Genomic DNA, 24,043 nt, shown 5'->3' with positions numbered 1-24,043 from the left:
AGGACATTAGATATGGTTAGTTGTATAAATAGGGGCATTTGTCATATAAATGAGTTGGCAATTTTTATTTCTTTTCAGTAGAATATGAGTAATGAAGAGAACTGCAAGCGTATACAACCTGTCCAGACAAGGCAGATTCTCCACCCCTACATAAGGAGGCCGATCTGATGCTGAGTAAAAGACTGGCGCACATCTTAAGTCAGCTCATGGCAGCTGAGACCCCGCTCACCAGCGCTGCACTTTCTGCCAGTTTACAAGTGACAAGCCGCACCATTCGTACAGACATAAAGGAACTGAACGACCGCCTTGCCCCTTACCAAGCGGCCGTAACAGCTGTTAGAGGAGCTGGTTATGAGCTGCTGATCAACGATGAGAATGCCTTTCGCCGTTTTATGAAGGAGGAGGTCGAGCAGGAAGAGCCGCTTGCTGTGCTGCCAGAGGAGCGTGTTCGGTTTATTTTAAAAAGGCTTCTTTTGGCAGAATCCTATGTGAAGCTGGAGGATTTACAGGAGCAGCTGTTTATTAGTAAATCAACGATGAGCAACGATGTGAAATCGGTCAAACGTAAGCTGGAGCCCTTTGATCTGAAGCTGGAAGCGAAGCCGAGCAAAGGCTGCCGAATCAAGGGATCAGAGATGAAAATCCGTTATTGTATGTCAGAATATTTATTCAATGAACGTCGTTCTTATCAAACGATGCTGAACACAGCTGTTACCATTTTGCCAAAGCATGAACTCGAATTGATTCAGAAAACAATGATCAATTATATCAATGAGGAAGGTATGAATCTATCAGACATTTGCATGAATAATTTAATCGTTCATGTCGCCATTGCCTGCAAACGAATTAGACACGGAAACTATGTATCTGTTCTTCCAGAGGAAATCAGCGAAATTCCACGGGCAAAGGAATATAAGGTCGCTAAAAAAATGGTGGAGCGTCTTGAAGGGCTGCTGGATGTCTCATTTCCACAAGAGGAAATTGTCTATATCACCATTCATTTGCTAGGAACAGCCAAAATGGTACAGTCCTTTTCCTCGAACGGTCAAAAACAAATTGTAGATGATGAAACGAGCCGGCTTGTACAGCTCATGCTGAAGGCCATTGATCAAAAACTGCAGCTTGATTTAGCCGGTGATACGGAACTAATGATTGGACTCAGTCTGCACTTAAAGCCTGCCATCAACCGATGTAAATATGGAATGAACTTAAGAAATCCGATGCTTGATGAAATAAAAGCGGGGTATCCCCTTGCTTTTGAAGCGGGGATTATCGCCAGCAGGGTCCTTGAAGAAGAGGAAGGGCTGAGTATTCATGAGAACGAAATCGGATATATGGCGCTTCACTTTGGTGCGGCTTTAGAGCGGAGGAAAATGGAGATCCCGCCGAAGCGGTGTCTTATTGTCTGTGCGTCTGGTGCAGGGAGTGCAAGGCTGCTGCAGGATCGTTTGCGGTCACAATTTGGGTCAAAGCTGACCATTTTAGGAACAGCAGAGCTATATTCGCTGCCGCATGTCTCTTTGCATGCCCTGGATTTGATTATTACAACGATCCCAATTCATATGGATCTACCGGTTCCAGTCATTCAAGTGAACACCATATTGGGAGGCGGTGATTTTTTAAAAATTGAAGAAGCTCTGACGAGTGAAACAAGGGTGACATTGGCCTCTCAATATATGAAAAAGGAATTGGTTTTTACAAAACGAGCTTTTCACACAAAGGAAGAGGTCATCACCTTTTTAACGCAAAAAGTCATCGATTTGGGCTTAGCGCCAGCTGAACTCACACCATCTGTCATGGAAAGAGAAGAGGCTGCCCCAACCTCTTTCGGACATTATACAGCGATTCCGCACCCGATGACGCCGCTGACAGATGAGACGTTTTGGGCGATATGTACATTAGAAAAACCAATCATTTGGGGAGAGAAAAAGGTTCAATTTGTCTGCCTGCTTTGTGTCGAAAAAGAGAATGCCAAAGATTTAAAAGGCATGTACCGCCTGCTGGGGGAGCTTGTGCATAATGTGAAATTCATTCAGCATCTGATTGCCTGTGATACATTTGAAGACATGCTTGATATCATGTATAAAAAGGTTCCTTCGTACAAGAACTAACTGTGTGATATTAACTTTTTCCGCTTCCTAAAGGAAAAAGTATGGGTGTTTATGAAAGCGGTTTCATAATATGATGAAAGTGTAAAGAATAGCTTCACACTTTGAAAAGGGGGCGTTTACACATGAACATCTTATTGGTTTGCGCAGCAGGTATGTCCACAAGCTTACTTGTCACAAAAATGGAGAAAAGCGCACAAGAACAAGGAAAAGAATATCGTATTTGGGCAGTATCAGGAGATTCTGCGAAAAATCATATTGATCAAGCCGATGTGCTTTTATTAGGACCTCAGGTTCGATATTTATTACCACAAATGAAAAAGCTCGGAGAAGAAAAAGGAATCCCAGTAGACGTGATTAATACTGTGCATTATGGCGTTTGTAATGGCGCTGAGGTTTTAAAATCTGCTGAACAGTTAGTGAACGGATAAAGGGGGCGGAGGGGATGAATGGATTCAACCGATTTCTAGAAGAGAAGGTCATGCCGTTTGCAGGGAAGATTGCCGCTCAAAGACATTTACAAGCATTGCGTGACGGAATTGTTTTAACGATGCCTCTCATTATTGTCGGTTCACTGTTTCTCATTTTAGCCAACCTTCCGATTCCAGGATACAGCGATTTTATGGCAAGTATCTTCGGAGCAGAATGGGCCACGAAACTATCCTATCCTGTTAATGCAACCTTTGACATTATGGCACTTGTTGCGACCTTCGGGATTGCTTACAGGCTTGCTGAAAAGTATGCCGTTGATGCGCTATCATCTGGTGCGATCGCTGTTGCGGCTTTCCTTTTGGCTACACCATATCAAGTACCTTTCACACCTGAAGGCTCAACAGAAGCTATCCTAGTAGGCGGGGGAATTCCTGTCACACTGATGGGCAGTAAAGGTTTATTCGTTGCCATGATTATTGCCATGCTTTCAACCGAAATTTACCGCTTCATTGTACAGCGGAACATTGTTATCAAAATGCCTGATGGTGTACCGCCAGCAGTCAGTAAATCGTTTATTGCACTTATTCCAGGTTTTGTGGTCATCACCCTGATCTGGGTCGCTAGACTTGTGATTGAGATGACACCTTTTGAGAGTATTCATAATATCATCACGGTCTTAATTGGCACACCGCTATCGATTCTTGGTGGCAGCTTAGGCGGCAGTATCGTTGCGATGGGTGTGCAAATGCTCCTCTGGGCATGTGGTATTCACGGAGCAACCATTGTCGGCGGCGTCATGGGGCCAATTTGGCTCGGTGCAATGGATGAGAACCGTCTTGCATTCCAAGCAGGAGAAGTACTGCCGAATATTTTCACAGCGCAGTTCTTTGAAATCTTCATCAACGTCGGCGGAAGCGGAGCAACGCTTGCTTTGGTGCTGACCATGATCTTACGTGCCAGAAGTAAACAAATGAAACAGCTTGGCCGCCTTGCCATTGGGCCAGCCATCTTTAACATCAACGAACCAATCATTTTTGGAATGCCGATTGTCATGAACCCAATGCTCCTCATTCCGTTTATCCTTACGCCAATCATGATGATCATCACCACATATATCGGAATGAGCACAGGGCTTGTGGCAAAACCAGCCGGGATCGCTGTCCCATGGACCATGCCGCCAATCATTTCAGGCTATCTCGCCACAGGAGGCAAAATCTCTGGTGCTGTCATGCAGCTGATTAACCTTGCGCTGTCATTTGCTCTATACTACCCATTCTTTAGAATGTGGGATAAGCAGAAATTGAAAGAAGAAAGTGAATTAGAAACAAAAGCATCAACTGATGAAAATGTCGTCAGCATGTAATAGAGGGAACAAGGGGGATGCGGCCGATGGAAATGGAACAAATTGTGTTTCAACTCATCCTGCACGGCGGAAATGGCAGAAGCTCTGCGATGGAGGCCATTACATGTGCAAAACAAGGAAACTTTGATGAGGCGAAGCAAAAATTGCAGGAAGCACAAGACGCGTTAAATGAGGCGCATCACGCACAGACAGAGCTGATCCAAGGAGAAATCAGGGGCGAAAAGACGGATATTAGTCTCTTAATGATTCATGCGCAGGATCATCTCATGAACGCAATGACCGTCAAGGAGCTCGCAGCAGAAATCATCGAGCTCCATGAAAAAATGAAGCAACTCGGAGGTGTCAATTCATGAAAGAAGGAATCAAAATTGTCACAATAGGCGGTGGATCGAGCTATACGCCTGAGCTCGTCGAAGGGTTTATTAAACGATATCAAGAATTGCCTGTAAAAGAATTATGGCTTGTGGATATTGAAGCGGGTCAGGAAAAGTTAAACATCGTAGGCGCTCTGGCGAAACGTATGGTTGAAAAAGCAGGTCTGCCGATTGAGGTACACCTGACTCTTGATCGCCGGGAGGCCTTGAAGGACGCAGATTTTGTGACGACACAATTTCGTGTAGGACTGCTGGAAGCACGGGCAAAGGATGAGAGAATACCGCTTAAATACGGCGTCATCGGTCAGGAAACGAACGGACCAGGCGGTTTATTTAAAGGCCTTCGGACCATCCCAGTCATTCTAGACATTGTGAAGGATATGGAAGAGCTTTGCCCAGACGCATGGCTTGTGAACTTTACAAATCCAGCCGGCATGGTCACAGAAGCTGTTTTACGCTACACGAATCTAAAAAAAGTGGTCGGTCTATGCAATGTGCCGATTGGGATCAAAATGGGGATTGCCAAAGCGCTTGATGTGGACGTTGAACGCATCGAGGTACAGTTTGCCGGTCTCAATCACATGGTCTATGGATTAGACGTATATTTAGACGGGGTCAGCATTATGGATCAAGTGCTTGATGAACTAGGAAATCCAAACAGCCAGTGGTCCATGAAAAACATTGAAGCGAAAAACTGGGAGCCTTCTTTTGTGAAAGGATTAGGGGTCATCCCATGTCCGTATCACCGCTATTACTATAAAACGAAAGATATGCTGGAAGAAGAGCAAAAGGCGGCTCAAGAGAAAGGAACACGAGCAGAGGTTGTGCAGCAGGTCGAGCAGGAATTATTTGAGCTTTATAAAGATCCTGATTTGTCGATTAAACCACCGCAGCTCGAAAAAAGAGGCGGGGCCTATTACAGCGATGCGGCCTGTAACTTAATCAGCTCTATCTATAATGATAAGCACGACATTCAACCAGTCAATACAGTGAACAGAGGGGCGATTGCCAGCATTCCGGCTGAATCAGCGGTTGAAGTAAACTGTATCATTACAAAGGACGGACCAAAACCAATCGCGATAGGTGATCTGCCTGTAGCTGTAAGAGGACTCGTTCAACAAATCAAATCATTCGAGCGTGTGGCAGCAGAAGCGGCTGTGACTGGAGATTACGAGACGGCTCTTGTGGCGATGACCATCAACCCGCTCGTCCCATCTGACGGCATTGCAAAGCAAATTTTAGACGAAATGCTCGAAGCGCATCGTGAGCATTTACCGCAATTCTTCAAATCAGTCAATGCTTAACACTAACACATAATGGCCCCTTTAATGGGGTCATTTTTTTGATTGCCCCATATGGAAACTGGAGAAAGAAGTGTATGATTAGAAAAAACAGCATGTATGGCTTCAAAGAAAGGACTGTTGGAATATGGTTGCAATTGGTTTAATGTTTTACGGCTTTGTCGTACAGCCTGTCATGAGTTATGGTACAGTGATCTTGTTTTTGTATGGCCTTATTGCTTCATTTGTTGGCCTCATTCGGCATAAGGAATATGTGTGGATCTATGTTCTCCGCCTGCTCGTTTGTTTTACCATTCCCGTAACCAATCTGTTGATGTATTTTGCAACGATTGGAGGAGATGCAAGGAAATTTGATTTCCAGCCAATGCCGCTTGTTTATTATCTTGTCTTTATCCTAGAAATCATGATCATCTTTTTGCCAGAGATCTTTTTACTGATCGAAAAAAAGCGGAGCATCAAAAGGAAACAGTGGATATACGCAGGGGCGATTGTTGGGGTATCGGTCTTGTTTTGGTGCACGATTTGATGGGAAGAGACGGGTCAACTAAGTCTATTTCGCTTTTGTTTCTGTAACTTCTTTCGTCGGACCTTTACAAAAGAGATGGAAAGAGCAAGGATAGAGATTCCAAGAGCCTTAAATAAAAACCGGGTGAGGAAAGGTGAATCGTCGAAACCAGTGGCGACGATCATCGATCCGATACAGATTCCAAAGAATGCTAGTAGATAAGTAAAAAACATACCATCACTCCCCTTATTCATGTGTATTTCCCATTATAAGGGATAAAAGAGAGGTAAATAAACAAAAAAGAACCCTTCATGATTGAAAGGTTCTTTTTATATGCTTATGCTTGCTTGACGACTGAGTCAACTTCAACTGTCCAGCCGAAGATGTCTGGCTGTGTCCCTTTTTGGATGCCAGTAATGGCTTCGTACAATTTCTTCGATACTTCGCCTGTTTGACCATTTTGGATCACATATGGCTGATCATGATAAATTAATTCCCCGACAGGAGAGATCACGGCTGCCGTTCCAGTTCCGAAAATTTCTTCAAGCTCGCCAGATTGATGTGCTTCAATTAACTCATCAATTGAAATTTTGCGCTCTGTTACTGGAATTCCCCAATGCTTTAACAGTTCAAGTACAGAGTTGCGTGTGATGCCTTCTAAAATGCTGCCGTTCAATTCAGGCGTCACGATTTCGCCATTGATTTTAAAGAAGATATTCATGCTGCCGACTTCTTCAATGTATTTTTTCTCGACCCCATCAAGCCAAAGAACCTGTGAAAACCCTTTCGTTTCAGCAACTTGCTGTGCTTTAAGGCTTGAGGCATAGTTTCCAGCTGTTTTGGCATTTCCTGTTCCACCCTTAACGGCACGGACAAACTCATTTTCAACTGCAATTTTGACCGGATGAATGCCTTCTTTATAGTATGATCCCACAGGAGATAAGATAATGAGCAGCTTATACGTGCTAGACGGTGCAACGCCTAAATACGGCTCAGTGGAAATAATGAATGGACGAATATACAAGGAAGTTCCCTCTGCATCAGGTACCCAATCCTTATCAATGCGAATGAGTTCATTTAAGCCCTCTAATACTGTTTCTGTATCAATTTGCGGAATACACAGGCGGTCATTGGATCTGTTTAAGCGTTCCATGTTTTTTTCCGGACGGAATAAGAGAATTTTTTGATCCTCAGAAACATAAGCTTTCAAGCCTTCAAAAACAGATTGACCATAATGGTAGACCATCGACGCTGGGTCCATTGGAATGGCTTGATAAGGGATAATTCTTGGATCGTACCAGCCTTTATCAACTGAATAATCCATCACAAACATGTGATCTGTGAAGATTTTTCCGAATTCAAGTTGATCAGATTGAGGTTTTGGTTTTTTTGTTGAACTAAGTTCAACGCGGATGGGTTGTTTTGGCATTGTAAATCTCCTTGCTGTTTGATTATTTGAAAATTCTAATAATATGAAATAATTATGATTCTATTCTATACCTTCACAAAATATTAGCAATAGGTTTTCTGTAATTCAGACAAGAAAAATCTGTTAAAGCGCTTTCCTTCTCTCTGCTGTCAGTTTGGCTCATGTCACCCCTTTTAAAAAAAGAAATAAAATCCAAATGCGTTATTAACTGATTAATCTGACAATTTAAAAACGAATGGTTTTCCTGTAAGATATTCTTTCAACCATACACCTTTTGACTAGTACATTGCAAGGGACATCGTCATATTTTAATCCTCTTTTTTTTAACCGATAAAGGAAGGAGAGAAGGGAAAGGAGCAAACAACAAGATGAAACGAGCGTTACCAGGCATTTTACTCATTTTATTCATGACCGTCATCAGCTTTGGCTGTCAAGCGATGACAGATGAGGCTGGCGCTAAGCAAAGCACAGCCTATTACGTAGCGGTAAACGGAAGCGACAAAAACCCGGGAACTAAGCAAAAACCTTTCCGTACGCTGAAAAAAGCGGCAAGTATGGCGAAGGCTGGGGCAACCATTTACATGAGAGGCGGCACATACAAAGAAAAATTGATTGTCCGCCATTCAGGAACAAAGAAAGCACCCGTTGTCTTTCAAGCTTACGGAAAAGAAAAACCTGTGATTAGCGGGGCTTCCCTTAAAGGAAATCAAGCCGATGGCGGTCTTGTCACGATCGATCAAAAGAGCTACATCACCCTCAAAGGCCTGACTGTAGGACATCTTAAGACGAATAAAGAAGATTTGACACCAGTTGGTATTTTCATCAAAGGAAGCGGCAAAGGCGTCAAACTGCTTAATAACCGAGTGTATGATATTCAGACGAAACATGAAAATGGAAATGCACATGGAATTGCTGTCTATGGGACAAAAGCTCCAGCAGCGATTGAAGACATTGAAATCAAAGGAAATACTGTTGAAAAATTAAAGCTGGGCTTCAGTGAAGCGCTTGTGCTAAATGGGAACGTGAAAAAGTTCCGTGTGACACATAATACGGTCCGGCACACTGATAATATTGGCATTGATTTAATTGGATTTGAGAACGTGGCACCCTCTAAAAAGTATGATCAAGTCAGAAACGGTGTCGTCTCAAGAAACAAAGTATATGAGATTACGAGTGCAGGGAACCCAGCCTATGGCAGCGACATTTCTGCTGGCGGAATTTATGTCGATGGCGGAAAAGACATTGTGATCGATCATAACATCTCACATCACAATGACTTAGGGATTGAAGTCACAAGCGAACATAAAGGAAAAATGGCGGACCGCATCCGCATCGAACACAATCAAGTGTATTTGAACCGTTATACAGGCATTTCTATTGGCGGCTATGATAAGAAGCGTGGCGGTACAACCAATACGACGATCTCACATAATACTCTGTACAAAAATGACACAGCCGGTTTAGAAGGCGGTCAATTGCTGATGCAGTATCAAGCAGTGAACAATCGAATCACGAATAATATCATGACCGCTAGTGCCTCGCATTATTTAGTCGTGAATCTTTATCAAGTGAACCAAAAGAATACCTTCCAGAAGAACGTTTATGATGACCGCAAAGGTGCAAAAGCATCACAGTGGGTATGGCACGGGAAATGGCTGGAAGGCTACAAAACGTATCTCTCTAAAAGCGGTCAAGATAAAGGATCAGCACATCTGAACCCGCAATTTGTGAATGAGAAAAAATATGATTTCCGTCTGAAGAAATCATCACCTGCGAAGAAAATCATCGGAAGCTGATGGTATTTTAGAAATTTTCAAAAAAGTCATTGACATTGATGTGACATCACATTAAAGTAAAGAAGACATTTCAACGAAAACAAATTTCATAACGGATCTCTTATCAAGAGAGGCAGAGGGACTGGCCCTATGACGCCCGGCAACCGTTTCTATTTTAGAAATTGGTGCTAATTCCTGCAAAGCTGTTACAGCTTTGACAGATAAGAGAGGAAGACTTCCCGATACATGTTTCATGCAACGGTGATCAAGCCTCTCTTTCCAAGAGAGGCTTTTTTTCGTCTCTTTTTCGAATCAAATGCCTGTTTTACAGGCGTATTTCCACTCTTTTACCTAGTTTTCAGATGTGAAAAATCAAAACAACTTGAGGAGGAACAGCAATGAAGCGTAAGCATTTTACATCATGTCTTGTCTTATTAACGGCATTAACCGTCCTATTAACAGGCTGCGGCACCGGATCAAGTGCAGGCTCAAAGGCAAATACGAACGAAAAAGTCTCTTTTGACAATGTACCGAAGCGATTTGCAAAGGGACAGGGGGCAAAAATTAAAGTCATCCGCAAAATTGGAGGAGACGATCATACAGCTCAATTTTTAGCTGGAACCAAGGCAGAAGGTGAAGCACTCGGCTTTACGGTAGATGTCTACACCGCAAATGGAGATACAGCGAAGTTCCATGATGCCATCTCTCAGGCGCTTGAAGAAAATTATGATGGCTTTATCATCTCTCACGGGGACGACGAGGCGACAGTCGCTGATGTGAAAAAGATCACAGCGAAAGGCATTCCAGTTGTAGCATTTGATTCGAATCCTAAGCTGAAGGACATCAAAGGGGTCACAGTGACATCTCAAGATGACGAACAATTAGCGAAAAAATCATTAGATGCGCTCGTGTCTGATTTTAAAGGAAAAGCAAATATTGCATACCTGTGGGTAGATGGATTCCCGCCAATGGTGAGACGAAATAAGGTCTATCAAGAAACGCTTAAACAACATTCAGGGATCAAGGAGCTTGACCGCTTTGGTATTGCCTCCTCTGATACGTCTGTTCAAACGCAAAATGCAGTAGCGGCCATGCTGAATAAGTATCCAAAGGGCAAGCTGGACGCTATTTTTGCCACATGGGATGCCTTTGCCATTGGGGCAGCAAGAGCGTTAAAGGAAGCAGGAAGAACAGAAGTGAAGATTTATGGGATTGATGTATCAAATGCGGATCTTCAAGAAATGACGGCGAAGGACAGTCCGTGGAAGTATACAGCAGCGGTTGATCCGAAGCTCATCGGCGCAGTCGACGTGAGGATTCTTGCGAAGAAAATAGCTGGTGAGAAAACACCGTCTTCCTATGACCTTGAGGCCTCTCTCATCTCGCAAAAGCAGCTTCAACAAGCAGGAAAAGCTATTAACATGGTCAATCTTGCAGACGAGGTGAAGGGATTCGGTTCATCGACTGCTTTTGAGGAAGATTGGATGAAGACCTTGAAGAAGCATTATACAAAATAAGCGACGTGCACTCTCTTTCCATAGAGGGTGTTTCGTTTTTCAGATGATATCAAGAGAAGGAGGACACCTATGACAGCGCCGCTTGTTCGTATGAAGAATATTTCAATTGAATTCCCAGGGGTCAAAGCGTTAGATCAAGTGAATTTCACATTAAAAAAAGGGACGGTCCATGCACTGATTGGAGCGAATGGAGCTGGGAAGTCAACGTTAATGAAGGTTCTTTCTGGCGCTCATTCACACTTCGACGGGACCATCTACATCAATGGCCAGGCGGCATCCATTCAAACCCCAAAGAATGCATCCTCATATGGTGTGCAGACGGTCCACCAAGAAGTGGATACGGCGCTTGTTCCCTACTTAAGTGTTGGTGAGAATATGATGATGCATGAGATTGAGAAAAAAACATTTGTCAGCTGGAAAGAGCTGCATCGCAAGGCGGCTCAGCTATTAAAAGAAATGGACATCGACATTTCCACAAAACGACTTGTCAGCGATCTGACCCTTGCCGAAAAACAGATGGTGCTCATTGCCAAGGCTGTTTCCATTAAATGCAGCATTTTAATCTTAGATGAACCAACGGCTCCGCTTAGTCATGCAGAAACAAGCAAATTATTCTCAATGATTGATCAGTTGAAACAGAATGGGACGGGGATCGTGTTTATTTCTCACCGCATGCCTGAAATTTTCACCATCTGTGATGAATTGACTGTGATGCGAAATGGAACGGATGTCGCAGCTCACCTTGTCAAAGACACAAATCCGCAGCAGGTCATTGAAGAAATGCTAGGCGCACCATTAGAGGAGCAATTCCCGTCTCGCAGGCCACTGAAAGATGCACCTATTGTGCTTGAAGTGAAAGAGCTAAACGATCAACATAAATTAAACAACATTCACTTTTATGTCAAAAAAGGAGAAATTCTTGGGATCGCAGGACTTGTCGGTGCTGGTAAAACAGAATTGTGCAAAGCCCTTTTCGGTGCCTCAGAAAAAAAGACGGGGACCGTCCAGCTCCATGGTCAAACCATTCGCATCACTTCGCCTCATCAAGCTGTGAGAGCTGGAATGGCCCTTGTGCCTGAAGAGCGGAGAAAAGAAGGGATCCTGACCGAAGAGAGCGTGGGGTGGAACTTAACGGCTGCAAGTCTTCACTCATTTTCACGGATATTCAGCTTCTTACATCGTTCGAAGGAAAAGCAGGGAGCAGACGAAATCGTCAAACGACTTGGTGTCAAAACGCCGTCGCTTGAAGCAAAGGTGAAGCACCTATCGGGTGGAAATCAGCAGAAGGTTGCTATCGGAAAATGGCTGCTGGCTGAGGCAGATGTGTATCTCTTTGATGAACCAACCAAAGGTGTAGACGTTGGAGCGAAAAAAGATATTTTCACTTTGATTGCAGAGCTTGCTGCCCGCGGAAAATCTGTGATTTATGCGTCGAGTGAGCTGTCAGAGATTGCAGGTATCGCTGACCGAGTATACGTGTTATATGATGGCAGCATTACCCGGGAAATGACCGCACCGACGACTGAAGAGGAGCTTTTATATCATTCAACAGGAGGACAATCATGAGCGAACAACAAATTCCAGCCCCTGTGCAGCAAATCAAAAAACAGCGGCCATCCTTTCATCTGTTTGATTTCTTTTATCGATATGGCACAATCTTAACCATTGTTGTGTTGATTGTAATATTTGCGGCAGCGAATCCAGCGTTTTTGCAATCAGGAAATATCATCAATATTCTACGGTCTATCTCAATTGTGACCATCATTGCGGTGGGCTTAACCATCTCATTGGCAGTAAACGGCTTTGATTTATCAGTTGGATCAGTCGCTACGCTATCAAATGCGATTGTCATTTCTATGTTCGTATGGTTCTCGCAAAACCCACTGATTGCAATCCTCTCTGCACTAGCGGCTTCTATCATTGTTGGATTGATAAATGCATGGATGATCGTCAAAATGAAAATTCCAGATATGCTCATGACATTAGCCATGATGTTTATCATTCAAGGACTGGCTCAAACGTATACGAAAGGGGCGACCATTTCTGAAAATATGGTGCTGCCCGATGGTACGTTCTCAACGGGAACGATTCCTGCCTTTTTCAGCAAAATTGGACAGGTGCCATATATCATTCTCATTATGGCTGCCATTGTACTCTTTGCGCATGTTTTCATGACCTACACAAAGCACGGCCGATTCATGTACATCATCGGTGGGAATAAGGAAGCGGCTCGATTGTCTGGCATTCATGTGAACAAATACAAAATTGCGGCCTATCTGCTTTCTGCGTTATTTGCAGCGATCGGCGGTATCGTGCTGGCATCAAGGGTGATGACAGCAGAAATTAATGCGGGTGCACCATATTTAATGGATGGAGTAGCGGCTGCTTTTATCGGCTTTTCCGTCATGGGAGCAGGTAAGCCAAACGCATTTGGCACTTTTATCGGGGCTGTACTCATTGGTATTTTACAAAATGGGCTTGTGATGATGTCTGTCCCTTATTATGCAATGGATATTGTGAAAGGTTCTGTGCTGGCCCTTGCACTGGCGCTGACATATTACAAACAACGAGGCTAACTGCGTATTTTTTAAAACCATTCGAGTCCTCTCTCCGTCTAGTAAACGGAAAGCGGTGCAGCTGCCGTTTCCCAAAAGGAGATGACAAAAAGAAAATGAATATGTCAGCAACTCATGTAGAAGATTTGAAAAATGTCATGGAAGATTGGAAAAATGAACTATTAGTATATAAATTTGCGTTAGATGAAATGGATACAAAGTTTTCAATTATCAGCCAGGAGTATAATTTAATCCATGGACACAACCCAATAGAGCATACAAAATCACGAATTAAATCCTTTGAAAGCATCGTGAATAAACTAGCAAGAAAAGGATGCGACATCACGACACAATGTGCCAAGGAGCATATCCATGATATCGCAGGTGTCCGCATCATCTGTTCTTTTATTCAAGATATCTATAACATTATGGATGTATTGAGGCAAAGAGAGGATTTAAAGATCCTTGAAGTGAAGGACTACATTCAACATCCGAAACCAAATGGCTACAGAAGCCTTCATTTAATTGTTGAGATACCTGTCTACTTAACAAATCGTGTGGAGCATGTGAAGGTTGAGATTCAGGTGCGAACCATTGCGATGGATTTTTGGGCGAGTCTAGAGCATAAAATCTATTATAAACTGCATAACGATGTTCCTCATCAGCTGACTGATGAACTGAAGGAAGCCGCAGATATTGCCCATTACTTAGATGAAAAAATGCAGAATATTAAACGAGAAATTGATTAGCACATCAAAAAGCAGCTGTTTTGATCACAGCTGCTTTTTTTCATATTAAGGGTTGGTTCCACGGTCTCTCTTTTGAATAATATCTTGAGATTGTGCAGATTGGCTGTCTTTTTGAATGGAAGTACCAACAGAAACACCTGTTATCAAGAGGGTTAAAATCGCACTTGTGATGAGCCATTTCTTCATCATACATCACTCCATTTTCTTAACAAGTTTTCAAGGACAACGCCTTGTTTTTAAAATAAGAGGATTCTTCATGAAGCCCAAGATCCGTTAAGTAAGCTGCTGCATCCTGACAAATAGCTTCAAGGTCAACAAGGAAATTCATTGTTTCTAATTGATCGCAATAAGCCTTGATTTGCTCAATCATGTTGTCTGGCTGAATCATAAGTGTTTCTAAAATGGATAATTTAAGTGAAATGTTTCGTTGTTTTAAATTTTCTGCTTTTTGAAGTGAAAGCTGTACATAATAGTGGAACAAACCTGGCTTTTTCAGCTTAAATAGTGCTTTTGTGTAGGCGTACATGGCAAGTAAATAGCCGCCTGGAGAAGAAGTTTCGAATGATTCTATCATTAAAGCCTTTTCTAGAAGCGGCACAGCTTCATTGTATTCATTTCTTAGACTTTTAATAAAGGCTGCATTGCAATAGGCATGTCCAAGTAAATCTGGATCTTCCATCTGTTCTAGTGAATGAATCACTTCTTCGAACAGCAATTCTGCCTCATCATATTTCGACTGATCCGCATAATTCAAAGCAAGCATCATTTGACAGCTGATTGATTTTTTCACATAACATGGATCTGCGTCGTAAATAGATGAAGCCATCTTTAAGTGGTGGATGGAGAGAAGCGTGGACCTAATATTATAGTAAAGACACCCTGTTTTATAATGAAATTCGGCTTTTTCAATGTCATCGTGCACGAGATCTAATTTATCCTCGGCCAATTTTAAATGGTGAAATGCCGTATCCTGATTGCCTCTGCGCATTTCATACATCCCTTTAAAGAAATAGAAATAATAGCTGAGCATATCATCCGTACGGATGGCATTTTCATCAACAAAAAGACTATGATCTAATGAAGCTGTATCTTCTATTAGATCTTTAAAACGGTACTCTAGCAGTTGATAGTAAAGTAAGACGTCTTGATTTTCTTCCATTCGATCAAACGCTTGAAGAATGTCTTCTTTTAACTGGATGGCACCTTGTATCTCTCTTTTTTTCATCATGACATACCAATCATTGAGCATATTCGCTACATCAACGGACGACAAAACACCTGCTTCTGCCAATTCTTATCCTCCTTTCTTCATCTATCAATATCCGTTCTTCTGAATCAACTTCCCATATTCCAGTATCTTCTTATATTTTAAGCTCTCTCATGCAGTTTGTAAAACATGTTTTTTGATGTAAATTCAACCAGTAGTGAAAGAAATAGGGAGACACTGCTCTCTTGTATACGCTTACATTTTTTCGGGTAAAAAGAGGGTTTTGGGAAAAATATATTACAATATCAATATAGAGAGGAAGCAAGTTGTTGAGTTTGCTTTCGTATGCAAGGGAGAAACATCATTTATCAAGGCGCTGCCTCGTTTTTTGTGAGATTATCTCACATCATAATTGTGAATGACTCTTCTTTTAGAATAAAATGAGTTATTCGCAAAAAAGTAAAATTTAAAGAGACTATTGATCTAGAATTGTATGGATCTTTGGTATTGATAAAAAATATCACACACTATAGCTTTAGCGTGGTATAGTATTATTGTTATTGCGAATATTTAGACAAAACTGACAATGGGGGTCGTGTTTTATGAAGAAATCGATGTTATTGATCATGGGACTAATTGTTGTGCTTGTCATGGCAGCCTGTGGATCAAAATCGGACAGTGGTTCGGGAGAAGGCAAAGGCACATATAAAATCGGGATAGACACAACTTATCCGCCATTTGAATTTGAAAAGGGCGGTAAATATGAAGGGATAGACGTTGATTTAATTAATGCAATCGCGAAAGACCAAGGTTTCAAAGTGAAGCTTGAAGCCATGGACTTCTCAGGTATCATTCCAGCGATGCAGGCAGGACAGCTTGATGTTGGAATGGGCGGGATGAGTATTACAGATGAGCGTAAGAAGAAAGTAGATTTCTCAGATCCTTACTTCGACGCTGGACTGACAGTTGTTGTGAAAAAGGACAGCAGCATCAAATCTATTAATGATTTAAAGGGGAAAAAGCTAGCTGTTAAAAACGGGACGACTGGTGCAAAGTTCGCATCTGATAACGCAGATAAATATGGGTATGAAGTCGTTCAATTTAATGACAGCCCATCTATGTTCCAAGAAGTATCAAACGGAAATGCAGATGCCTTAATTGAGGATTATCCTGTCATTACGTATGCGATTGCACAACAAGATTTAAAATTGAAAACAGTTGGAGACCGCTTGAATGGAGACCAGTATGGTATCTCTGTCATGAAGGGGAAAAACCAAGACCTATTGAAGAAGATCAATAAAGGCCTTGAGAACCTAAAGAAAAACGGTGAATATGACAAAATTATTGATAAATATTTGAAGTCATAACACAAGCGAGGCGCGCTCCGAGCGCGCTTTCTTTATGTGTCAGCCGTATGTGAATTAGGGAGGGAGAAACATGGATACTATTATTAATGCATTTCCGTATTTAATGGATGGTTTGCAAACCACTTTATATATCTTTGTTGTTGCCATCATTTTAGGGTTTATCATCGGTTTAATTGTGGCATTATTCCGTCTGTCACCATTTAAAATCTTAAATTTCATCGCACTCGTCTTTGTGAATGCCATTCGAGGCACACCATTTATCGTACAGCTATTCTTCATTTATTTTGGTTTGAATACACTTGAATTCATTTCGCTTGATCGAGTGCCCGCAGGGATTATTACAGTAGCGATAAATGCAGGGGCTTATTTCTCAGAAATTATTCGTGCAGGGATTCAGTCTATTGATAAAGGACAAACAGAAGCTGCGCGCTCTTTAGGCTTTACAGGGGGGCAAAACATGCGCTTTATCGTCCTACCGCAGGCATTCCGCCGCATGCTCCCAGCGATTACAAACCAGGCCATCATCAGCTTGAAGGATACATCTCTCTTATCTATTATCGGAATTGCCGATATTATGCAGCGAGGACAAGTTCAAGCATCGGCTACATTTGATCCTTTGAATGTCTGGCTCATTGTCGGTGTCATTTATTTCGTGATCATTTATTTACTTTCTCTACTGGCTAGCTACGCAGAAAGGAGATTTGATATCAAATGAGTATGATTACGGTGAAAAACTTAAAGAAATCCTTTGGCGATCATGAAGTGTTAAAGGATATTAATGCAGTCATCGAGGAAAAGGAAGTCGTGTGTGTCATAGGTCCTTCTGGATCAGGGAAAAGCACGTTTCTAAGATGCCTCAATAAATTAGAAGATATCACGGCTGGAGAAGTCGTTGTCCACGGGCACACGATTACAGACCCAAAGGTGAATATCAATAAAGTAAGGCAAGAAGTAGGCATGGTGTTTCAGCACTTTAATTTATTCCCTCATAAAACCGTTTTAGAAAATATTACGATTGCACCGATAAAAGTAAAAGGCATCGAGAAGAAGGCGGCAGTCGAAAAAGCGTTAGACTTGCTTGAAAAAGTCGGCTTAAAAGACAAAGCTCAAAGCTATCCTAACCAATTATCTGGTGGACAAAAACAGCGTGTAGCCATTGCAAGAGCGTTGGCAATGGATCCGAAAGTACTATTATTCGATGAGCCGACATCAGCTCTTGATCCTGAGGTCGTAGGGGATGTATTAGCTGTAATGAAACAATTAGCTGTCGAAGGCATGACAATGATTGTGGTCACACACGAAATGGGCTTTGCAAGAGAAGTAGGAGATCGTGTCATCTTTATGGATGGCGGATATATTGTTGAGGAAGACAAACCGGAAGCTCTCTTTGGGAACCCGCAGCATGAGCGTACAAAATCATTTCTTAGTAAAGTGTTATAAAAAAGAGTAAGGGCATGTATATGCTCTTACTCTTTTCTTTATGAATGAATGGGAGAGATTTAGCGGCCCCATTTCCTAGGAAATATTAGCGCTGGAAGAATTCGATCCATTCTTGGTCTGGTCCTCTAAAAAAGAAGTAGCAATATCCATTTGGTAATGTCGTGATTTCTTCATCAATTAATTCAATTTGCAGCTTTTGAATACGATTGAATTCAGCATGAATATTGTCTGTTGTGAAAGCGAGATGATGGACCTTCCCTTCAGATGGCAGGTCACTGCTGTAGCCTTGGATGAGCTCAATTTCCGTTTCGGTTTCATCTTTAAAACCGAGAAAGGCAAGCTCAATCACTCCATTTGTATGAGTGATGCGGTCCTTTAATTTCATGCCCACCACTTTTTCATAAAAATCAATCGACTGATCAATATTCGAAACCATAATACCTGTATGATCTAAGCGTAATGTCGTCAAACGAAGTGCCTCCTCTATGTCATGTTGATAATTTTCTCCTCATCTTATCATAATAGAAGTAACGTATACATTCATATGGTAGGATAGAGAGAGTCAATTTAGGATAAGGATGACACAAATGAAAAAAATCTCATTAAAACAAACATTTGCGGAACAAGTGAAAAAGGGATATCCGCTCATTTCTAAAGATGCAGTATCGCATGTGAACGGTGTACGGGAAGGCGAGCTCATTGAATGGGTGGATGAGCGGGGCACTTTTTTAGGAAAAGGGTATTATGGTGTGCAAAATAAAGGAATCGGCTGGGTACTAACCTTTGATGCAAACGAAAAAATAGATCAAGCTTTTTTTGTCTCTAGGCTTGAGCAGGCAGCGAAAAGCAGAACGCATTTATTTCGTGATGCACAGACGACTGCTTTTCGTGTGTTCAACGGAGAAGGGGATGGAATTGGCGGCGTCACGATTGATCATTACGACGGATTCTACCTCATCCAATGGTATAGCGAAGGAGTCTATACATTAAAGGCAGAAGTATTGGCTGCACTTGAGCACGTCTATCCAGACTATAAAGGTATTTATGAGAAGAAACGATTTGATACGTCTGGACAGTATATTGAAGATGATGATTTTGTGAAGGGAGAGAAAGGTGAATTTCCTCTCATCGTGAAAGAAAACGGCATGAACGTGGCGGTTTACTTAAATGATGGCGCGATGACGGGTATCTTCCTTGATCAGCGTCATGTGAGAAAAGCGATCCGAGATCGTTATGCAAAAGGAAAGACTGTGCTCAATACATTTTCTTACACAGGTGCTTTCTCAGTGGCAGCTGCGCTTGGCGGAGCGAGCCGTACGACAAGTGTGGATGTTGCAAACCGCAGCTTGAAAAAAACATCTGAGCAGTTTGAAGTCAATGGTATTGATGTGGACGGGCAGGATATCAAAGTCATGGATGTCTTTAAATATTTTCCGTTTGCAGCGAAAAAAGGCTGGACCTATGATCTCGTCATCTTAGACCCGCCTTCCTTTGCACGAACGAAAAAGCACACATTCAGTGCGGCGAAGGATTATAAGAAGCTATTAAAAGAAGCCATCCAAATTACAGCTGAGAACGGCGTCATTGTGGCATCAACGAATAGCAGTGCATTTGGCATGAAGAAATTTAAAGGGTTTATTGCGCAGGCTTTTAAAGAAGCAGGGCAAACCTATCGGATACTTGAAGAATATACCCTTCCTGAGGATTTCCGTACAACGAAGAATTATCCTGAAGGGAACTATTTAAAGGTTGTCTTCATACAAGCATAAGAAAAAGCCATTTCCCTTATTGGAAATGGCTTTTTTTATAAGGCAAACGACATAAGGATAGGCGCTGCACATAATGTAATAATGGCTGAAATAATCATCGATACACTTGAGATCGTTCCTGAGACGGAGCTCATTTCAAAAGCCTTTGATGTTCCTGCCCCGTGTGCACCCGTTCCAAGCAGGACGCCCATGGCAATGTCATTATCGATGCGGAAGTAACGGATCACCATTGGACCGATAATCGATCCAAACAGTGCGGTTAAAATGACAAACACGGCCGTAACGGACGGCATGCCGCCGATCATCTCTGACACACTCATCGCTACAGGTGTTGTGACCGATCTTGGGACAAGGCTCTCAATAAGGCCTGTGTCCAGATGAAACAACTTGGCGATAAAAGCCGTTGATAAGATCGCAATGACAGAGCCGCAAGCCACATTCAAAATAATTTCCACTGCATGCTTCTTCAGGATATGAAAATACTTATATAAAGGAATGGCAAAAGCAACAGTCGCAGGCTGCAGCATATTCGTGAGCCATTTCCCTCCTTGATTGTAAGCATCGTAAGGAATGTTGACGATTAACAGCAAGACGACAAGGACAAGCGGAGTGACAAGTAACGGTGAGACATAGACCTTCGGATGCCGTTTGTATACCGCTTTTGATCCGAGATATAAAAGAACTGTTAAAATCAGAAATAGTCCGCCAACTAACATAGCTTTTTCCGCTCCTTTCGTTTTGCAATCATTTGCGTCATGATACCAGTTGAGAGCATGACCACAAACGTACTAATTAAGACGACAAGGACAATACTTGTGCCAGATTGAGAAAGCAATTTTCCATAATCAATGACACCAACTGCTGATGGAATAAAGAAAAGCAGCAGTTCTCCGAGCAGCCATACGGCGCCAAGTTCTATCCATTTTAATTGAATGATCTTAAAATGAAGTAATAAGAAAATGACAAGAATGCCTAAGATCGTGCCCGGAATTCTCAAATGCAAAAAGGCCGCCAGCACATTCATGAATTTCGCAAAAATAAACAAGACCATAATCTGAAGGGCAGCAATCAGCGGCGTTTTGAGCAATTTCACTTTCTGTTCACTCCTTTTTCTATATAAATTGTTCAGTGTTTCACAAAAACATGACAACGTTCCAATTGATGAGCTTACTTTAAAGTGTACAGCACGTTCAGTTATAGGTAAAATACATATATCGAATAGTAATTATTCCTTTTGTCTATAGGAAGGATGAAGCATGTGGACATCAGACATTTAACATATTTCTTAGAAGTGGCAAGATTAAAGAGCTTCACGAAAGCATCGCAGTCTCTTTACGTATCGCAGCCGACCATTTCTAAGATGGTCAAAAACCTAGAGGATGAGCTGGGGGTGCAGTTGTTTTACCGAAATGGTCGGCAGGTTGAAATGACAGATGCTGGCCAAACCATGTATACACAGGCGAGTGAAATTACACAGTCATTTCAGAATTTAACGAGCGAATTAAATGATTTAATGAATGTGAAAAAAGGGCATATTCGAATCGGACTGCCGCCGATGATTGGGTCAAGTTTCTTCCCGAATGTCATGGGGGAATTCCGTCAGCAATATCCAGATGTCACATTTCAATTGGTCGAGCACGGCTCCATTAAAGTAGAGGAAGGGGTCGAGGATGGGTCGCTTGATATTGGTGTCATTGTTCTGCCTGCAAATGATAAAATTTTTCATACGTACACCATTATTAAAGAGAACATGAAGCTCGTGACGCATCCATCCCATCCGATGGCTGGTCGTGAGGAAGTACATTTAGCTGATTTAAGGGAAGAGTCTTTTATTTTCTTTAGAGAAGATTTTGTTCTGCACAGCCGGATTTTGAATGAGTGTATGAATGCGGGATTTCGGCCAAATGTCATTTATGAAACGTCTCAGTGGGATTTCATTAGTGAAATGGTAGCTGAAAACTTAGGGATTGGACTTCTGCCAGAACGAATCTGCCGTGATCTTGATCCTGAAAAGGTAAAGGTCATTTCCCTAAACCCGGCGATTCCGTGGCATTTAGGTGTCATTTGGCGAAAGGACCGCTATTTGTCGTTTGCGGCAAGAGAATGGTTAAAGCATACGAAATCCTACGTGTGGGATGCAGAGTAAAAGGGAGGATGATACGGATGAAAACAAGCTGCGCGTCTCATTTATTGGAGAAGGTTCGAGAAAAAAATCCACTCGTTCATAATATCACCAATCAAGTCGTGACGAATTTTACAGCGAATGGACTGCTTGCTTTAGGTGCTTCGCCAGTCATGGCAAACGCCAAAGAAGAAGTGGCTGAAATGGCGCAATTAGCGGATGCACTAGTGCTGAATATTGGCACATTGACTAAGGAAACGGTTGAAGCCATGATTCTCGCTGGACAAGCAGCCAATGAAAAAGGTGTACCTGTTTTGTTAGATCCTGTCGGCGTTGGTGCGACAACGTTTCGAACGAATGCTGCTAAACAGCTGTTAGAGAAAGTGAAAATCACCGTTGTCAGAGGAAATGCTGCTGAAGTGGCTCATTTACTTGGAGTGGATGGCTGGGAGTCAAAAGGCGTTGATGCGAAAGCGGCGAATGGAGATGTATCGGCATTAGCCAAACAAGCGTCTATTGCACTTCAGACAATAGTGGTAATCACAGGAAAAGTCGATGTGGTGTCAGATGGAGATGAGGTGCTGTCTATTCATAATGGACATGAATGGCTCACGAAGGTGACGGGAACTGGCTGTTTGCTGACGTCTGTCATCGGAGCATTTTGTGCAGCGGGTGAACAGCCGCTTCATGCGTCGGCAGCTGCATTGATGTTTTATGGTGTCGCCGCTGAAAGGGCAGCTCTGCACGCAATGGATAAAGGACCGGGAACTTTTCAAATGGAATTCTTAAACGCACTATCACACACAACCGGCGATGATGTGCTGACACTAGGGAAAATAGGGGGAGTTTCACATGACAAAGGCTGATCAACAGCAAATCAAACAGCAATTATCGGTTTATTTTATTTTGGGCACAGCGAATACAACGAGGCAGCCGCTTGATGTTGTGAAAGAGGCCATTCAAGGCGGAATCACCATGTTTCAATTTCGTGAAAAGGGTGAAAAAGCCTTGCAGGGTGAAGAGAAGAAACAATTGGCTCGTCAAATTCAAGCGCTTTGCCAAGAAGCAAATGTTCCTTTTATTGTGAATGATGATGTACAGCTAGCGATTGATCTAGATGCAGATGGCGTTCATGTTGGACAGGAAGACACAAATGCAAAAGGCGTCAGAGAAAGGATCGGGAATAAAATATTAGGCGTATCGACGCATAACCTAGATGAAGTAAAACAAGCCATGAAGGACGGAGCAGATTATGTCGGGATGGGCCCAGTCTATCCAACGGAAACGAAAAAGGATACACGCAGTGTCCAGGGTGTGTCTTTGATCACTGAAGTCCGCCGTCATGGCCTTCAAATTCCGATTGTAGGTATCGGAGGGATCACATACGACAACGCAGCACCAGTGATACAAGCTGGGGCAGACGGTATAAGCATCATTAGTGCTATTAGCCAGAGCGCCGATCCTAAAAAAGCAGCAGAAGAGCTGAAATCACTTGTTGCAGCAGAAAAAGCATCTCTTTAATCTGAAGGAGACATGGATTAAATCAATTCATGTCTTTTCTTATGCCGGGTAAATTAGACAGGAGCTATACAATTGTGTACAATCATATAGTTCGATTATTTTCGAAATGACAGGTAAATAAAGGAGAATGAACATGGAAGTGCTCGATACGTATTTTCGTCGATACGATGAAGCAGGAAAAGGGCAGGAGCAGATGGATGAATTGCTGGCATTGTTTTCTGACGATGTCATGATTGTCTTAAATGGCGCCCAAAAGCCTGGGATCCAAGCGTTCACACAATTTTTGAATACATTTTTCCACGTACATGATGACATTAAGCATATGTGGGATGGGTGGAATAAAAGAGAAGATGGAAAGTATGAAACAAACTGGGCCGTTTGCGGAAAGCTTTCAGATGGCCGTGTCTATACAGCAGAAGGAATTGATATCGCAGAGCTGGACGACCAAGGGAAGATCGTTTATTTAGAAAACGTTCCGAAAAACCCAGAGTTATTCCAGCGCTATTAAA

The 24,043-nt window shown here is 42.4% G+C and carries 25 protein-coding genes and 1 riboswitch; of the genes, 19 read left to right on the top strand and 6 right to left on the bottom strand.

Going from position 1 to position 24,043, the window contains the following annotated elements; all coding sequences use genetic code 11:
• Nucleotides 1–167 precede the first annotated feature (167 nt).
• The 6 genes from BA81_RS07185 to BA81_RS07160 all read left to right on the top strand — a co-directional run bounded on the left by BA81_RS07185 (nucleotide 168) and on the right by BA81_RS07160 (nucleotide 6,104).
• Nucleotides 168–2,111, top strand: coding sequence for a BglG family transcription antiterminator (locus tag BA81_RS07185; RefSeq protein WP_034281332.1), 1,944 nt, complete (start codon nucleotides 168–170; stop codon nucleotides 2,109–2,111).
• 122 nt (nucleotides 2,112–2,233) lie between these two features.
• Nucleotides 2,234–2,539 (top strand): PTS sugar transporter subunit IIB, encoded by a 306-nt coding sequence (locus BA81_RS07180; RefSeq protein WP_024423869.1) that lies wholly within the window; start codon nucleotides 2,234–2,236, stop codon nucleotides 2,537–2,539.
• 14 nt (nucleotides 2,540–2,553) lie between these two features.
• Nucleotides 2,554–3,903, top strand: a complete 1,350-nt coding sequence (gene celB / locus BA81_RS07175) for a PTS cellobiose transporter subunit IIC (RefSeq protein ID WP_024423868.1) — start codon at nucleotides 2,554–2,556, stop codon at nucleotides 3,901–3,903.
• Between the two features lie 26 nt (nucleotides 3,904–3,929).
• A complete protein-coding gene (locus BA81_RS07170) occupies nucleotides 3,930–4,256 on the top strand; it encodes a PTS lactose/cellobiose transporter subunit IIA (RefSeq protein WP_003215078.1) in 327 nt (108 codons plus the stop codon).
• Entirely contained in the window at nucleotides 4,253–5,581 is a 1,329-nt protein-coding gene (locus tag BA81_RS07165; protein ID WP_034281331.1) for a 6-phospho-beta-glucosidase, read from the top strand. Before BA81_RS07170 ends, BA81_RS07165 begins: the two co-directional genes overlap by 4 nt.
• Before the next feature lie 124 nt (nucleotides 5,582–5,705).
• Complete coding sequence (locus tag BA81_RS07160) at nucleotides 5,706–6,104, top strand: hypothetical protein (RefSeq protein WP_034281330.1); 399 nt, start codon at nucleotides 5,706–5,708, stop codon at nucleotides 6,102–6,104.
• A 316-nt stretch (nucleotides 6,105–6,420) separates the two neighbouring features.
• On the opposite strand, the gene BA81_RS07150 is transcribed toward BA81_RS07160, so the two are convergent.
• Nucleotides 6,421–7,512 carry a branched-chain amino acid aminotransferase gene (locus tag BA81_RS07150; protein WP_024426445.1) on the bottom strand — a complete coding sequence of 364 codons (1,092 nt, stop codon included), beginning with the start codon at nucleotides 7,510–7,512 and terminating at the stop codon, nucleotides 6,421–6,423.
• A gap of 368 nt (nucleotides 7,513–7,880) precedes the next feature.
• Here BA81_RS07150 and BA81_RS07145 point away from each other — a divergent pair, with 368 nt between their 5' ends.
• The 5 genes from BA81_RS07145 to ywaC all read left to right on the top strand — a co-directional run bounded on the left by BA81_RS07145 (nucleotide 7,881) and on the right by ywaC (nucleotide 14,108).
• Nucleotides 7,881–9,308: a DUF1565 domain-containing protein gene (locus BA81_RS07145; protein WP_034281328.1), complete on the top strand. Its 1,428-nt coding sequence runs from the start codon at nucleotides 7,881–7,883 to the stop codon at nucleotides 9,306–9,308.
• 97 nt (nucleotides 9,309–9,405) lie between these two features.
• Nucleotides 9,406–9,515: riboswitch (SAM riboswitch) on the top strand.
• Between the two features lie 170 nt (nucleotides 9,516–9,685).
• Nucleotides 9,686–10,804, top strand: coding sequence for a sugar ABC transporter substrate-binding protein (locus BA81_RS07140; RefSeq protein WP_034281327.1), 1,119 nt, complete (start codon nucleotides 9,686–9,688; stop codon nucleotides 10,802–10,804).
• 69 nt (nucleotides 10,805–10,873) lie between these two features.
• Nucleotides 10,874–12,370, top strand: coding sequence for a sugar ABC transporter ATP-binding protein (locus tag BA81_RS07135; RefSeq protein WP_034281326.1), 1,497 nt, complete (start codon nucleotides 10,874–10,876; stop codon nucleotides 12,368–12,370).
• Nucleotides 12,367–13,380, top strand: a complete 1,014-nt coding sequence (locus BA81_RS07130; protein ID WP_034281325.1) for an ABC transporter permease — start codon at nucleotides 12,367–12,369, stop codon at nucleotides 13,378–13,380. Before BA81_RS07135 ends, BA81_RS07130 begins: the two co-directional genes overlap by 4 nt.
• A 95-nt stretch (nucleotides 13,381–13,475) precedes the next feature.
• Nucleotides 13,476–14,108, top strand: coding sequence for a GTP pyrophosphokinase YwaC (ywaC, locus tag BA81_RS07125; protein ID WP_034281324.1), 633 nt, complete (start codon nucleotides 13,476–13,478; stop codon nucleotides 14,106–14,108).
• Between the two features lie 45 nt (nucleotides 14,109–14,153).
• On the opposite strand, the gene BA81_RS19710 is transcribed toward ywaC, so the two are convergent.
• On the bottom strand, nucleotides 14,154–14,294 hold the full coding sequence (locus tag BA81_RS19710; protein ID WP_162860197.1) for a hypothetical protein: 141 nt from the start codon (nucleotides 14,292–14,294) through the stop codon (nucleotides 14,154–14,156).
• Nucleotides 14,295–14,313: 19 nt separating this feature from the next.
• Nucleotides 14,314–15,399 (bottom strand): Rap family tetratricopeptide repeat protein, encoded by a 1,086-nt coding sequence (locus BA81_RS07120; protein WP_034281323.1) that lies wholly within the window; start codon nucleotides 15,397–15,399, stop codon nucleotides 14,314–14,316.
• A gap of 518 nt (nucleotides 15,400–15,917) precedes the next feature.
• Between BA81_RS07120 and BA81_RS07115 the strand changes: the two genes are divergently transcribed.
• The 3 genes from BA81_RS07115 to BA81_RS07105 all read left to right on the top strand — a co-directional run bounded on the left by BA81_RS07115 (nucleotide 15,918) and on the right by BA81_RS07105 (nucleotide 18,122).
• On the top strand, nucleotides 15,918–16,682 hold the full coding sequence (locus BA81_RS07115; protein WP_024423857.1) for a transporter substrate-binding domain-containing protein: 765 nt from the start codon (nucleotides 15,918–15,920) through the stop codon (nucleotides 16,680–16,682).
• 70 nt (nucleotides 16,683–16,752) lie between these two features.
• Nucleotides 16,753–17,397, top strand: a complete 645-nt coding sequence (locus BA81_RS07110; RefSeq protein WP_024423856.1) for an amino acid ABC transporter permease — start codon at nucleotides 16,753–16,755, stop codon at nucleotides 17,395–17,397.
• Nucleotides 17,394–18,122: an amino acid ABC transporter ATP-binding protein gene (locus BA81_RS07105; protein ID WP_034281322.1), complete on the top strand. Its 729-nt coding sequence runs from the start codon at nucleotides 17,394–17,396 to the stop codon at nucleotides 18,120–18,122. The genes BA81_RS07110 and BA81_RS07105 overlap by 4 nt, the downstream gene beginning before the upstream one ends.
• 85 nt (nucleotides 18,123–18,207) lie before the next feature.
• Here BA81_RS07105 and glxA read toward each other — a convergent pair whose 3' ends face one another.
• Complete coding sequence (glxA, locus tag BA81_RS07100) at nucleotides 18,208–18,591, bottom strand: glyoxalase GlxA (protein ID WP_024423854.1); 384 nt, start codon at nucleotides 18,589–18,591, stop codon at nucleotides 18,208–18,210.
• 118 nt (nucleotides 18,592–18,709) lie between these two features.
• Here glxA and BA81_RS07095 point away from each other — a divergent pair, with 118 nt between their 5' ends.
• The gene (locus tag BA81_RS07095; RefSeq protein WP_034281321.1) at nucleotides 18,710–19,891 is read left to right on the top strand and encodes a class I SAM-dependent rRNA methyltransferase; all 1,182 of its coding nucleotides are present in this window, start codon (nucleotides 18,710–18,712) and stop codon (nucleotides 19,889–19,891) included.
• A 35-nt stretch (nucleotides 19,892–19,926) separates the two neighbouring features.
• On the opposite strand, the gene BA81_RS07090 is transcribed toward BA81_RS07095, so the two are convergent.
• Together BA81_RS07090 and BA81_RS07085 are read right to left on the bottom strand one after the other, a co-directional pair.
• A complete protein-coding gene (locus BA81_RS07090) occupies nucleotides 19,927–20,607 on the bottom strand; it encodes a CidB/LrgB family autolysis modulator (RefSeq protein ID WP_024423852.1) in 681 nt (226 codons plus the stop codon).
• The gene (locus tag BA81_RS07085; protein ID WP_080701177.1) at nucleotides 20,601–20,984 is read right to left on the bottom strand and encodes a CidA/LrgA family holin-like protein; all 384 of its coding nucleotides are present in this window, start codon (nucleotides 20,982–20,984) and stop codon (nucleotides 20,601–20,603) included. Before BA81_RS07085 ends, BA81_RS07090 begins: the two co-directional genes overlap by 7 nt.
• A gap of 165 nt (nucleotides 20,985–21,149) precedes the next feature.
• Here BA81_RS07085 and cidR point away from each other — a divergent pair, with 165 nt between their 5' ends.
• The 4 genes from cidR to BA81_RS07065 all read left to right on the top strand — a co-directional run bounded on the left by cidR (nucleotide 21,150) and on the right by BA81_RS07065 (nucleotide 24,042).
• Nucleotides 21,150–22,037, top strand: a complete 888-nt coding sequence (cidR, locus tag BA81_RS07080; protein WP_034281320.1) for a cidABC operon transcriptional activator CidR — start codon at nucleotides 21,150–21,152, stop codon at nucleotides 22,035–22,037.
• Between the two features lie 17 nt (nucleotides 22,038–22,054).
• Nucleotides 22,055–22,879: a hydroxyethylthiazole kinase gene (thiM, locus tag BA81_RS07075; protein ID WP_034281319.1), complete on the top strand. Its 825-nt coding sequence runs from the start codon at nucleotides 22,055–22,057 to the stop codon at nucleotides 22,877–22,879.
• Nucleotides 22,866–23,534 (top strand): thiamine phosphate synthase, encoded by a 669-nt coding sequence (gene thiE / locus BA81_RS07070; protein WP_034281318.1) that lies wholly within the window; start codon nucleotides 22,866–22,868, stop codon nucleotides 23,532–23,534. The genes thiM and thiE overlap by 14 nt, the downstream gene beginning before the upstream one ends.
• Nucleotides 23,535–23,667: 133 nt before the next feature.
• Nucleotides 23,668–24,042, top strand: a complete 375-nt coding sequence (locus BA81_RS07065; protein ID WP_034281317.1) for a nuclear transport factor 2 family protein — start codon at nucleotides 23,668–23,670, stop codon at nucleotides 24,040–24,042.
• Nucleotide 24,043: the final 1 nt, after the last annotated feature.

It is taken from the genome of Bacillus safensis FO-36b (assembly GCF_000691165.1).
Classification (GTDB): Bacteria; Bacillota; Bacilli; order Bacillales; family Bacillaceae; genus Bacillus; species Bacillus safensis.
This window is presented reverse-complemented; position numbering and strand designations above follow the sequence as displayed.